General features: G+C 68.0%; 13 protein-coding genes and 1 tRNA gene. 10 read left to right on the top strand and 4 right to left on the bottom strand.

Annotated features, from left to right (window positions below; all coding sequences use genetic code 11):
• Positions 1 to 217: 217 nt before the first annotated feature.
• The 3 genes from HD593_RS58340 (at position 218) to HD593_RS58330 (ending at position 2,307) form a co-directional block, all read left to right on the top strand.
• Positions 218 to 1,057: a GntR family transcriptional regulator gene (locus tag HD593_RS58340; RefSeq protein ID WP_185111387.1), complete on the top strand. Its 840-nt coding sequence runs from the start codon at positions 218 to 220 to the stop codon at positions 1,055 to 1,057.
• A complete protein-coding gene (locus HD593_RS58335; protein ID WP_221525464.1) occupies positions 1,057 to 1,752 on the top strand; it encodes an HAD family hydrolase in 696 nt (231 codons plus the stop codon). The genes HD593_RS58340 and HD593_RS58335 overlap by 1 nt, the downstream gene beginning before the upstream one ends.
• A 90-nt stretch (positions 1,753 to 1,842) precedes the next feature.
• Positions 1,843 to 2,307 (top strand): hypothetical protein, encoded by a 465-nt coding sequence (locus HD593_RS58330; protein ID WP_185111385.1) that lies wholly within the window; start codon positions 1,843 to 1,845, stop codon positions 2,305 to 2,307.
• 70 nt (positions 2,308 to 2,377) lie between these two features.
• On the opposite strand, the gene HD593_RS58325 is transcribed toward HD593_RS58330, so the two are convergent.
• Complete coding sequence (locus HD593_RS58325) at positions 2,378 to 3,613, bottom strand: NsdA family TPR-like regulatory protein (protein WP_185111384.1); 1,236 nt, start codon at positions 3,611 to 3,613, stop codon at positions 2,378 to 2,380.
• A 100-nt stretch (positions 3,614 to 3,713) separates the two neighbouring features.
• Between HD593_RS58325 and HD593_RS58320 the strand changes: the two genes are divergently transcribed.
• From HD593_RS58320 to HD593_RS58310, 3 genes are read left to right on the top strand one after another with little or no spacing between them, the layout of a single operon-like run.
• A complete protein-coding gene (locus HD593_RS58320) occupies positions 3,714 to 3,917 on the top strand; it encodes a hypothetical protein (protein ID WP_185111383.1) in 204 nt (67 codons plus the stop codon).
• A gap of 17 nt (positions 3,918 to 3,934) precedes the next feature.
• Positions 3,935 to 4,570, top strand: coding sequence for a hypothetical protein (locus HD593_RS58315; RefSeq protein ID WP_185111382.1), 636 nt, complete (start codon positions 3,935 to 3,937; stop codon positions 4,568 to 4,570).
• A complete protein-coding gene (locus tag HD593_RS58310; protein WP_185111381.1) occupies positions 4,567 to 4,893 on the top strand; it encodes a hypothetical protein in 327 nt (108 codons plus the stop codon). The genes HD593_RS58315 and HD593_RS58310 overlap by 4 nt, the downstream gene beginning before the upstream one ends.
• A gap of 544 nt (positions 4,894 to 5,437) precedes the next feature.
• Here the strand turns inward: HD593_RS58310 and HD593_RS58305 are convergent.
• On the bottom strand, positions 5,438 to 8,260 hold the full coding sequence (locus HD593_RS58305; RefSeq protein WP_185111380.1) for an AfsR/SARP family transcriptional regulator: 2,823 nt from the start codon (positions 8,258 to 8,260) through the stop codon (positions 5,438 to 5,440).
• A gap of 320 nt (positions 8,261 to 8,580) precedes the next feature.
• Between HD593_RS58305 and HD593_RS58300 the strand changes: the two genes are divergently transcribed.
• Positions 8,581 to 8,751 (top strand): hypothetical protein, encoded by a 171-nt coding sequence (locus HD593_RS58300; RefSeq protein WP_185111379.1) that lies wholly within the window; start codon positions 8,581 to 8,583, stop codon positions 8,749 to 8,751.
• 75 nt (positions 8,752 to 8,826) lie between these two features.
• Here the strand turns inward: HD593_RS58300 and HD593_RS58295 are convergent, their stop codons facing one another.
• Positions 8,827 to 9,468 (bottom strand): LysE family translocator, encoded by a 642-nt coding sequence (locus HD593_RS58295; protein WP_185111378.1) that lies wholly within the window; start codon positions 9,466 to 9,468, stop codon positions 8,827 to 8,829.
• 101 nt (positions 9,469 to 9,569) lie between these two features.
• Here HD593_RS58295 and ypfJ (HD593_RS58290) point away from each other — a divergent pair, with 101 nt between their 5' ends.
• The 3 genes from ypfJ (HD593_RS58290) to HD593_RS58280 all read left to right on the top strand — a co-directional run bounded on the left by ypfJ (HD593_RS58290) (position 9,570) and on the right by HD593_RS58280 (position 11,784).
• Positions 9,570 to 10,532: a KPN_02809 family neutral zinc metallopeptidase gene (gene ypfJ, locus HD593_RS58290; protein ID WP_185111377.1), complete on the top strand. Its 963-nt coding sequence runs from the start codon at positions 9,570 to 9,572 to the stop codon at positions 10,530 to 10,532.
• 69 nt (positions 10,533 to 10,601) lie between these two features.
• On the top strand, positions 10,602 to 11,477 hold the full coding sequence (ypfJ, locus tag HD593_RS58285; protein ID WP_185111376.1) for a KPN_02809 family neutral zinc metallopeptidase: 876 nt from the start codon (positions 10,602 to 10,604) through the stop codon (positions 11,475 to 11,477).
• Positions 11,478 to 11,487: 10 nt separating this feature from the next.
• Complete coding sequence (locus HD593_RS58280) at positions 11,488 to 11,784, top strand: type II toxin-antitoxin system VapB family antitoxin (protein WP_043615040.1); 297 nt, start codon at positions 11,488 to 11,490, stop codon at positions 11,782 to 11,784.
• 265 nt (positions 11,785 to 12,049) lie between these two features.
• On the opposite strand, the gene HD593_RS58275 is transcribed toward HD593_RS58280, so the two are convergent.
• A tRNA-Ser gene (locus HD593_RS58275) sits at positions 12,050 to 12,139 on the bottom strand.
• Between the last annotated feature and the right edge of the window lie 3 nt (positions 12,140 to 12,142).

Raw genomic sequence — 12,142 nt, 5'->3', positions numbered from 1 at the left:
CGTCGGCGCGCGCCGAAGTTGGCGCCTTTCCAGGTCTTCCGACTGAGCGGCGGACGATTTGGCCAGCTAGGCCGCCAAGTCATCCGTTGCACTTCCCGCCTGACCAGGTTGGCTAGGCAGGTTGTACAAGCACCATGTTGAGTGGCCTGGCTAGTCATGTCAAGAGTCTTGGCCAACTTGGCTAGTAATGTTGTTCAGGTAGGGCTACGATCGGGGCATGAGACTCGATCCGGACGACCCGCGTCCGCCCTTCCAGCAGGTCGCAGCGCAGCTCAGAGCGGCCATACTCACCCGGAAGTTCGCGCCCGGGGAGAAGCTCCCCTCGGGGCCGGAACTCGCCAAGACCTTCGGCGTGGCGCGCCAGACCATCCAGCAGGCCATCCGCATCCTTCGAGACGACGGCCTGATCGTTTCCCGTCAAGGAAGCGGCGTGTTCGTCCGCGAGAAGACCGCTCGCCCTGTCGGCCTACGCCCTCACATCGAGGAAGCGTTCAAGCGGTCAGAGGTCTCCATCGACTTCGCCGGGTTCTCCGGTGAGACGTTGCACGGCGCGGTCATGGAGGCGCTCGACAACATCCGGGCGGGTCGGCTGACTCCGGAGCGCATCTCCATCCGGCTCCTGCTGCCAGACACCAACCGCCCCTGGTCTCTCCCCTGCCGGGTGGACAACGGGCAGGATGAGCCGCTGTTCAGGCAGCGTGCTGAAAAGATCATCTCCCGGCACGCTCAGGCCATCGTGGACTCGGTGCATGAGCTGAGGGATCTCGGCCTGGTGACGCACGCATCCGCCGAGGTCCGGATCAGCGGCGAGCCGCCACGCTTCAAGATGTACGTGATCAACGGCGAAGAGGCATTCTTCGGCTACTACGCCGTGGCGGAGCACACCGTGGCGCTGGGCGGCGAGCCGGTCACGATGTTCGACCTGATGGGCAAGGACACCGAGCTGTTCCACTTCGCACTGAGCGACGGTCCCGATTCGACGTCGTGTCAGTACGTGCAGCAGTCGTCCGCGTGGTTCGACGCGGTGTGGAACTCCGTCGCTCGCGAGGTGTCCTGATGGCGCGGTCGGGAGCGGAAGCCGTCCGAGCCGTCATGAGCGAGACACGGTGCCTTCTGCTCGACTTCGACGGGCCGATCTGCGACATCTTCGCTGGACTGCCGGCACCAACTGTGGCGGACAGTCTCCGCGCCGTCCTGGAAGAGGCAGGCGCGCAGCTCCCGCCGGAGGCGCACACCACGAACGACCCTCTAGAGGTGTTCCGGCTCAGCGCCTCTCTGAGCGGCGATCTGAACCGGCTTGCACTTCGGACACTCACCGAGCTGGAAGTGAAGGCGGCCGGGACGGCGAGATCTACCCCTGGTGCGACTGACCTGCTGGAACGGGCACGCGACAAAGAAGTGCCTGTCGCCATAGTGAGCAACAACTCCGTGGCCGCAGTGGCGGCCTTCCTGGATCGGCAAGGGCTCAGCAGTCTGGTGGAGCACATCGCCGCGCGTGCGGAAGCGGACCCCTCACTCATGAAGCCGAATCCTCACCTGCTCGTTCAGGCGCTTACTCACATCGGTGCGGAACCCTCGTCCGCCCTGCTGGTCGGAGATTCGGCAACAGACGTTGAGGCGTCCAAGCTTGCTGGGGTGATCGCTGTCGGCTACGCCAACAAGCCAGGAAAAGCCAGACGGCTTGACGAGACAGGGGCCGATCTCATCGTGACAAGCATGGAAGAACTCGCGGACGCACTCGCCCATGCCTGACGCCGTGTGCGGACCGACACGCTGCGGATACGCGCTGAGTCATCTTTGAGACTGCGCCCGTGACACGAAGAAGCAGATAAGGATACTTCCATGGTTAAGCGCTTATTGGCCGCACTGTGCCTGTTAGTCGCCGTTTCAGGTTGCGATGCGGCATGGATGCCCGAGACGGTGATCAAGGTTGATCCTGGCGCGCTCGCGGAAGTGCGAAGCGCGGGCCACGTCGTTACGCAGACCTTCACGGACCCGATATACGAGCGGACTGTACAAGTCGTTGAGATCCTGGTGGTCGATATGCGGGCCGCCGACTTCCCCGAAGCACTCGACCTCGCGCGCGATCAACTGAAGCGGCTCGGGTGGAACGAGGTCAGCTCTGGTGACGTGGTGGTCCAGATGGAGTCGAGCCGCTGGAAGGGGACGACCACGAGGCTTGGCCCTGTGGAGGACCTGGAATCGTTCGGTGCGCAACTGGAGCCAACGGCCGCCAAGGCACTGCAAGCTGATCCGAAGAAGTGGGCGACCTACGTCCTGGTGTCACTCTCTAGCGTGAACGAGTAGATGTGTGTACTGCGAGCGATGAAACCCCTACTGTCGCAGGGAATGAGGACGCTCAGGTAAGCCAGACCCCTCAAGAGTTGATCTGGGGACGCTGCGGGTCCGACGGTGACCCGTACAGCTCGCGGTAGACCTCACGAAGCTCGACGGCTTCCGTCAGACCGTGCTCTTCGACTCCGGCGATGACCTCTTTGGCGCGCCAGTAGTTCGAGGGCACCAAGAGTCCACTCATGAGGGCCTGGCGCGCGATGTATCCGGCCTCTCCTGGCTCGTCGATGGCGAGCAGGGCAAGAGCCAGATCGAGACGTGCCGACGCTGCTCGACGCGGGCGTGGTCCCCCGTCTACGGCGGATTCCAGTCGTGCGAGTACCTGACGCGCGTAGTTCACGGCGGCCGGGTCACCCAGCCACGAAAGCGTGGTCGCGGTGTAGGCATCGCTCTTGGCCGGGTCATACCGGAAGTGATGTTCGGGCCGGTCCGGCATGGGCATCGGCGACACCATCCGGTGTATCCGATGCAGTGCGGCCCGGGTTTCGGTGCTCTTCCCCATCCGTGCCCAAGCCCGGCCCTCCTGCCCAGTGGCCTGAATGAATGCGGAGCTGGTGCGTGGTGCGACGTTCTGCGCTCCTTGAGCCAGGATCATGGCGTGCTGGTAGTCGCCCTCAGTGAGGGCTTGCCACGCCTCGGTCTCCAGGCACCATGCCCTGATCTCATCGTGCCCGGCGTGGCCGGCCAACTGCCCGGCCGTCCGTAGGCGCGCGGCAGCGGCCGGGTACTGCCGCAGGTCGATGTGGCAGGTGGCCGCAAGGAGCGACAGCCAGCCGCCTGCCACGAGGAGGCGGCGGTGCTCAGCGAGAGTCTTCCTGCCGTCGAAGAGCCGCGTCACGTACTCCAGATGCCGCCGTACGCGGCCAAGGAGCTGTGCCGGGGGTGTGCGAGGGTAATCGGATGCCAGGTCGTCTACGGCAAGCTCAAGCCGTTCCAGCGTCTCCCTGCTGACGTCACTGGCCGCCGCCCGGCGGGCAAGCTCGATCGCGTCGATCTCGTCGCCCAGGTCGGCCGCTCCTTCTTCCTCGTCGAAGAGCGCGGACTCACTCAACCCGTACAGGCGGCAGTACAGCTCCGCGTACTCGTCGTCCGGTCGGTGCTTGCCGCATTCGTGGTCCCGGATCCGGCGCACGATGCTCTCTGGCTCAGGGAGCTTCCTGTCAGCGACGGCGGACAGTTGCAGGGCGAGGTCACGCTGAGACCAGCCTCGCCTGGACCGCTCGGTGCGTAGTCGCCTGGCCCAGGCGCGAGCCTTGCTCATCGGAATGCACCTCCGGGGGTAGGCGGACACGGGCGCGTATCCGGGTGCGCCTCCAGTGTCCTCTCCCGCAGTCGTACCACGCCCGACTGTGATGGAACCCGTGCAGGACAACTCCTCCGCCTTGTCGGCCTGGAACGACAAGAACCACATGGACTGGCGCGGTGGTGACGTCTCTTCCCAGACGTCCACCATCGCGTCGTTGCCGCGCTCCGGGACAGCGCGGCTGCGGCGGCACGACCACGACCCTGCCGCAACCTCGGGTCGTGCCGCCGCACTGAACGATCCGAGCCGGGACCTGGTGTGAATCGCACTCGGAACGGATTGCGTATCCCCGACCAGAACCTGTGGACGGGCGAACTGCTCGACTTGCCGCTGTTCTTCGATTGGGACCCGATCGTCGAGGACATCCGCCTGTCCTACTCCGACCCGACAGACGATGACTGGGATCACGGGCTGCTGTGGGTGCGACACGGGCTGGACCGGGCGGGCAAGTTCCGTTGGAAGGCGATCAACACGCCACGCACCCGCGTCATGATGCGGGAGCACCTGTGCATGGTGTGCAGCCGCTCATGCCAGCGCCCTGACGGCCGCTACTGGTGGCTGTTCGTCAACGATCCCGACATCGCACCGGACGGCACCTCCATCACCAACCTGCCACCCACATGCGGAGCCTGCATCCCCGAGTCGCTGGCCACCTGCCCGCGTCTGGCCGAACGCTCCCGCGTCGCAAGCGTGGCAGGAACCAGCCCGTACGCGGCCACCGTGGACCTGTACGAGCCCGGACCCGGTGACTCGCTCCCCGTACCAGCGGTGAAGGTGTGCCACGAGGTCAATGTGCTGCTCGACAAGGGCAGCGAATGGCTTCGGTACGCGCTCGGCAAGCAGCCGTGGCTGATGCTCCATGATCTCCGTGACGAGCCGCTGGTACTGGCCGAACAGCAGGAGGCGCAGCCGTGACAGTAGATGGTCTGGTTGGGTGTGCTGTGGCCTGGTGCCAGTCCACCCACCGCCGGAATGACCAGCCGGGGCACGCAGCCCAACTCGGCATCTGGCATGTCGGCCAGGCCACGATTGAAGTCTTCGCCGGACACATGCCGCCGAACCCTCCGGTGGTGCGCATCGCCCGCTTCGAGGATGGTGTCCGTATCCACGTCCGCGACATTGACCCGGCACTTGCCGCCGAGCTGGCCGCAATCCTCGGTGTATTGCCAGACGACACCCGGCGGGAGTTCGTCAACGCGCTATGGCGGGCCGCCTCGACACTCGATCCCGCCCCTTGAACGCCCCCGGCCAGGGCCCCACCGCAAGCCCATGCGCCCCCTGGCTGGGGGTCAACAACGTGGACAGAGAAGGTGTCCCTGCTGTCCCCGGCGTCCCTGAGACAGCTCTGACCAGCACAAACGTGAGTGGCCTAGGAGGGACAACCAGAGCCGGAGGTGTCTCTGCTGTCCCTGAAGAGCAAAGATCAAACGGTGCTTCGCACGTCATTCTGAGCGCGTTCCGCGCGACAAACGGCTGTAACACTGAGGAGGCGGCGCCCCCCAAGTGTTACAGCCCTTCCGCCTCCAGCGGGTCTCATTTAGGGTCTCAGTTCGCCCGCGTCCGGGGACGTTCACCCACGTCGGTGCGTGAGCATGGGCCCAGCTAGAGACCCTGATGACCGGCCGTGAACGAAGGTCCACAGACTTGGAAAGCGTGTATAGGGCAACCTATCAGGGGTTCAAATCCCCTATCCTCCGCCAGCTCAGAGGGGTCATGCCGTGATCAGCGGCATGACCCCTTCTGCTTTGGGTCTCAGTTGGGCCCACCATGGTGCCGCGCCGGTCACAGCATGTTCCTGATGGGCTGGGGTGTCTCCGGTACGGCCTGGGCCAGGATGTCGGTGGCCTCCCGTGGCGTGAGGAGGCGGGCGTCGCGCAGCAGGCGGACGGACTGCTCCCACTGTTGCCGCGCTTCGCTGTGCCGTCCGAGATCGTGCAGCGTGGTGCCGAGGCACCAGCGTGACACGGCCTCCTTCAGGCGGTTGCCCGACTCGTGGAGCAGCCGCACGGCCGTCGTGTAGCTCTCCATCGCCTCCTGTGGCCGGCCGGCATAACGGTAGACGTCGCCCAGCGAGCCGTGGGCGATGCCGGCTTCGGCGAGCGGACCCCCCTGCGGCACCAGCTCCACCAGCCGGCGGGCTTCCGCGATCGCCTCGTCGAAGCGCCCCTGACGGTAGTAGACGTGCACCCGGTTGTTGCGGATCGTGGCCGCGGCCCCGGGGCGGCCGACGTTGTCGGTGAGCTCCAGCGCGGACTCCAGGTAGCCGAGTGCCTCGTCGAGGCGGCCCACGATCGTGTGGACGATGCCGAGGTTGTTGAGCGCGCCGACCTTCCGCTGGGGCAGGCCGGCGCGATCCCAGTCGCCGAGGGCCGTCACCAGCTCGGCGATCGCGGCGTCGTAGCGGTCCAGGTCCCGGTAGACCCAGCCGAGGAAGCTCCGGAGCTGGGCCTTCTCCTCCCATGCCCCGGCACGGTCGGCCACCTCGATGGCCTGGGTGTGGATGTCGGCCAGTTGCGCGTGCCAGCCCTGGTAGCAGAAGGGCCAGTGGAGTCCGATGGCCAGGCCGATGGCGGTCGCCGGGTCGGGGCCGGCCAGCGCCTGCCGGGTGACGGCGAGCAGGTTGTCCCGCTCGCCGTGGATCCATCGTTCTGCCTGCGCCGGGTCCTTGAAGATGTTGTCGGGTAGTTCGATCGGGCTTCGCAGTGCGGTGTCGCTGAGCATGGTGCTCGCCATCCAGAGGGTGCTCAGGTAGTGGTGGAGCGTGCGCCGTACGGCGGCGGTGCGCTCCTCCTCCTGAAGGTCCTGCTGCGCGCGTTCGCGGGCGTAGAGGCCGAGCAGGTCGTGGAACCGGTAGCGGTCCGGTCCGGCGGATTCGAGGAGGCGGGCGTCCTGCAGGCGTTCCAGCGCGGCTTCGGCGCGGTGGTGCGGCCAGCCGGTCAGGGCGGCGGTGGCGGCGGGGGTGTGGGTGGGCAGGCCGAGCAGGCCGAGCAGAGGCAGCAGGTGGGCGGCGTCGTGGCCGGTCGGTTCCTCGTGGAGGTGGTGGTGGCTGACCGCGACGCTGGCGCGGACGGCCAGGTCGGCGTACTCCAGCATGTCCAGGCGGCGGGTGGCGTCGGCCAGCCGCGCTTCCAGGTCCGACAGGCTCCAGTCCGGACGGGCGGCCAGGCGGGCGCCGACGATCCGCAGCGCGAGGGGGAAGCCGCCGCACAGGTCGACGATCCGCTCGGCCGCCTGCGGTTCGGCGTGCACCCGGTCGGGCCCGGCCAGGCGGGCCAGCAGCGCGGCCGCGTCGGCGGCGTCCATGGCGCCCAGGTGGAGGTGGTCGGCGTTGTCCAGAGTGGGCAGCAGGTTGCGGCTGGTGATCAGGACCCGGCAGCCGGGGCCGGCGGGGATGAGCGGGCGGACCTGGCGGACGTCGCGGGCGTTGTCCAGGATGACCAGGAGGTCGCCGGCCGCGGTCAGGGAGCGGTAGCGGGCGGCGGCCTCGCCGGGGTCGGCGGGGATGGCGGTGCCGTCCAGGCCGAGGGAGCGCAGCAGGTGGCGCAGGGCCTGGGCCGGTGTCAGGGGGTCGAGCCCCGGGGTGGAGCCGTGCAGGTTGAGGTAGATGACACCGTCGGTGAAGCGGGCGGCCACGGCGTGGGCGACGTGGACGGTCAGGGCGGACTTGCCGATGCCGCCGGGTCCGTCGATCACGGTGATGGCAGGCCCGCGCGCGGGTCCGCCGGCGGCGCCGAGCGCGGTGCGCAGGCGGTCGATCTCGGTGGCGCGCGCTGTGAAGGCGTGGGTGTCGTCGGGCAGTTCGGCCGGGGTGTACGGCTCGCTGACCGTGACCTGCTGGGCGGGGGTGGTCAGGTCGAGGACGGGGTCCTTGACCAGGACGGCCTGGTGCAGGCGGCGGAGCTCGGCACCGGGTTCGATGCCGAGCTCGGAGGCCATGACCCGGCGGGTGTCCTGGTAGACGGCCAGCGCCTCGGAGGGTCGGCCGGCGCGGTGCAGGGCGAGCATGAGCTGGGCGGCCGGGCGTTCGCGCAGGGGATGGGCCCGTACGTGTGCGGCCAGGTCGATGGCCAGCGCGTGGTGGTCGCCGGCGGCGAGGCGGAGATCGGCGTGGTCTTCCAGGACGGTGCGGTGCTCTTCTTCCAGGCGGGCGGCTTCGATGCGGGCCCAGGGGGCGGTCAGTTCGGCCAGTGGTTCGCCCCGCCACAACTGCAGGGCGGAGCGGAACAGGGGGTCCGCGGTGTCCCCGGCTCCCTGCGCCTGGGCGGCGCGGGCGCGTTTGGCCAGGCGGATGAACCGGTGCGCGTCGATGCGGTCGGGTTCGAGCGCGAGCCGGTAGCCGCCGGGCATGGTCTCGATGATCTCGCCGGTGGCGAAGGGTCCGAGGACTTCGCGCAGTTTGGAGATCACGATGTGGAGCTGTTTGGCCGCGGTCGCCGCGGAGTTGTCCCCCCAGATGTCGTTGACTAGCCGCGTGGTGCGTACGGTCCGCCCGGTGTCCAGCGCCAGTCTGGCCAGCACGCCGATTCGTCGTTGCCCGGCGAATCGGACCGGTTCGTCACTTGCCAGCACCTGCCACGGGCCGAGAAACCTGATCTCCAGCGTCACTAGGAGCGCTGCCCTCCTTCGACGAAGTGGGTGAACAGCGATGGCGGATGGCACGCCGTCTCCGCGAGGAAGTCCAGCGCCGTTTCGTATATGTCCATACATAGACGTGCAGGCTTACAGGCGCCTTGCAAATGGATCGCCAGGCTCCTGCTTCGGGGAGGAGGAAGGACCCGGCGGGGGAAGGCGCTCAAGGCGGATGAGCGGCACAGGCCCTTGGCGGCGGCCCGCCGTGAAGCGGTGCGCCGCGAATGGAGGTTTGTGTCGCGATCTCTGCGTCCCATACGATCACCTCCCGCATCGCGTATCGCACGGGAGGTTTCGTGACACACGCCAAACTGCTTCAAAAGCTCGCCGTCGTGGCCGCAGCCGGTATTTTCGCGCTCGGTCTGGGCGCCGCGACCGCCACGTCCGCGTCCGCCGCCGGACCCGTCATCGACATCGACAACCCCACCCCCTACGGCGACATCTCCGACGGCCCCCCTCAGTCCTGATCCCGTCACCGACCGGATCAGGGACCATCCCCCGGCCGGGCCTTCGACCTCCCGGTCACGGCTCGGACGGGGCACTCAGGCGCTCACGAGAGCCTTGGAACGGTCGGTCGCCATACTGACGGCGAAGGCGCCGAGCACCGTGCCCGTGACGTAGCGCTGGACGCGCAGCCAGACGGGGCGGCGGGCCAGGAACGCGGCCAGCGCGCCCGCGGAGATCACGATCAGGCCGTTGACCAGGGTGCCGACGAAGATCTGCACCGAGCCGAGCGCGAGGCTCTGCAGCAGCACGTGTCCCATCGCCGGGTCGATGAACTGCGGGAGCAGCGACAGGTAGAGGATGGCGATCTTGGGGTTCAGCAGGCAGGTCAGCAGCCCCATCGAGAACAGCTTGGCCGGACGCTCCGCCGGGAGGGCGCGGGGCTCGAAGGCGGACGCGCCGCCCGGCCTGACCGCGTTCCAGGCCAGCCAGAGCAGGTACGCGGCGCCGGCCAGCTTGAGTGCGGTGTACGCGGCCGGTACGTACGCGAAGACCGCCGTCAGTCCGAGGCACGTGGCGGCCAGGTAGGTGCTGAAACCGAGGAAGACGCCCGCGAGCGAGATCAGCCCCGAGCGGCGCCCCTGGGTGAGCGAGCGGGAGACCAGGTAGATCATGTTCGGGCCTGGTGTGAGCACCATGCCCAGCGAAATCAGGGCAATCCCCAGCAAACCCGCAGTCATGGTGGCCAGATTATCCGGCGTATCCCGAAATATCATCGTGATTTGGTGGCCGTGCGTAATCGAATCGCTACGGGGGAGAACTGCGTCGGGGGGAGCGCGCGATGCAGTTCGACGATGACAAGCCACTCGATCCGTCCCAGGTCGAGGACGTACGCGCCTCGGGCCCGCGGCCAGGCCGGGGCGGTGGCGGCGGGTTCGGCGGGATGCCGGGCGGCTGCATGCTGCCCATCGGCGGCCGGGGCGGCGGCTGCCTGCTGCTGCTCCTGGCGCTGGGAGCGATGTTCCTGTTCGGGATCGTGCCCTCCCCTTTCACGGGCGACGAGGGCGGCCAGCAGGGCGGCGGGCAGCAGCCCGGCCCTCCTCCGGCGGCCTCCCCCAGCGGCAACCTGGCCGAGCGCTGCAAGACGGGCGCCGACGCCGACCAGTCGGAGGACTGCCGGGTCGTCGGCACGGTGAACAGCATCCAGTCCTACTGGCGCCAGGCGTTCCAGGAGCGCGGGCGCAAGCAGTACACGCCCGCCAAGACCGTGCTGTTCTCGCAGGCGGTCGACACAGGCTGCGGCGCGGCGGACTCCGCCGTGGGGCCGTTCTACTGCCCGGCCGATCGCAAGGTCTACCTCGACCTGACGTTCTTCGACACGCTCCAGCGCGACTTCGGGGCCGAGGGCGGTCCGTTCGCGCAGGCGTACGTGATCGCCCACGAGTACGGCCACCACGTCCAGAACCTCCTCGGCACCATGAACAGGGTCGGCCGCGGTAACCGGCCAGGCGCCGACAGCCCCTCCGTACGCCTCGAACTGCAGGCCGACTGCTACGCCGGCGTCTGGGCCCAGAACGCCGTCAAGACGGGCTTCTACCAGGAGCCGTTCTCCCGGAGCGACATCGACCAGGCGCTCAGCGCGGCCGCGGCGGTCGGCGACGACAGCATCCAGCGGCGCACGCAGGGCAGGGTGACGCCCGACGCGTTCACGCACGGCACCTCGCAGCAGCGGGAGAAGTGGTTCAGCACCGGCTACCAGAGCGGCGATCCCGAGCAGTGCGACACCTTCTCCGGCGGCATCTAGCGGCCACGGTAGGCGGGCGTCTCTCTGGGCAGTCGTCCTGCCAGGCGCAACGGCGGGAAGGACGTCACCATGGATTTCCGTGATCAGGCCGACCTGGACCCCTCGCAGGTGGAGGACCGCGGCGGGAGCGGTGGCGGCGGTGGCTTCTCCGGGTTCCCCGGAGGCATGGTCGTCGGCGGGGGCGGGATCGTCAGCCTGATCGTGCTCGTGCTGGTGTTCGTGCTGAACAACGTGGGCGGCGGCGGCGAGCCCGCGCAGCGGCGGCCTCCGGCCAACCTGTCCGAGCAGTGCCAGACGGGCAAGGACGCCGACCAGTCGGAGAAGTGCCGGGTGGTGGGCGTGGTCAACAGCATCCAGGACTACTGGAAGCAGGAAATTTCCGAATATCGCCTGTCGAAGACCGTGCTGTACTCCGGCGGGTTACGTACCGCCTGCGGCTCGGCCAGCTCCTCCACCGGCCCCTTCTACTGCCCGGCCGACCAGCGCGTGTACCTCGACCTGAGCTTCTTCGACCAGCTCCACAGCCGGTTCGGCGCCAAGGGCGGCCCCTTCGCCCAGGCGTACGTGATCGCCCACGAGTACGGCCATCACGTCCAGAACCTCCTCGGCGCCCTCGACACGGGCAGCTCCGTCCCCATCGAGCTCCAGGCCGACTGCTACGCCGGCGTCTGGGCCCGCAACGCCGTCGACACCGGCTTCTACGAGCGGCCCTTCACCCCGGCGGAAATCTCCGAAGCGCTCGACGCCGCCGCGGCCGTGGGCGACGACAGAATCCAGCAACGCACCACCGGCAGAATCGATCCTGAATCGTTCAGCCACGGCAGCTCCGCGCAACGCGTCTCGGCCTTCCAGCGCGGATACGAAAAGGGCGCCCCCACCGACTGTGATCTCCGCGGGCTTGCCCTGACACGGGCGGATAGCGCGAGGAATCGGAATCTCTCCTAAAATCAGTGGGGTGATCTTCAAGCTAGTCGGCGACGGACGCCCTTATCCCGACCACGGTCTGACGAACCGCGAGTGGGCCCAGATCCCTCCCCGGCAGGTCCGGCTCGACTCTTTGATCACCACGAAGGCCATGCTGGACCTGCACTCGCTGCTCGCCGCCGACTCCACGTTCTACGGGGACCTTTTCCCGCACGTGGTGCAGTGGCAGGGCGAGCTCTATCTGGAGGACGGCCTGCACCGCGCGCTGCGTGCGGCGCTGCACCAACGATCGATCCTGCACGCCAGGGTCCTCGAACTGCCCAACTGAGAAAGGAAAAGGAGCCGCGATTCGCGGCTCCTTTTTGTTGTGCCTCGGTTGTTGCGCCTCGGGACGGGCCCGACTTGTTGCGCCTCGGGACGGTCCCGGCTTCTTGCGTCGCGGGCCGATCGCGGCCGGCGGCGGGACTTTCCAACATCATTTTCCGGGGAAATGCGAAACGACGACCGTTACCGTTCCCCGGCCCGCGCGGCTCCCCGGGTGGCCCGTACATGACTGAAGGGGCTCCCGACCTGCTGGTCGGAAGCCCCTCCTGTGGCGGTGGTGGTGGGATTTGAACCCACGGATGAGTTGCCCCATCACACGCTTTCGAGGCGTGCGCCCTCGGCCACTAGGCGACACCACCGCG

Origin of the sequence: Nonomuraea rubra, assembly GCF_014207985.1 — a bacterium.
Taxonomy (GTDB): domain Bacteria; phylum Actinomycetota; class Actinomycetes; order Streptosporangiales; family Streptosporangiaceae; genus Nonomuraea; species Nonomuraea rubra.
This window is presented reverse-complemented; position numbering and strand designations above follow the sequence as displayed.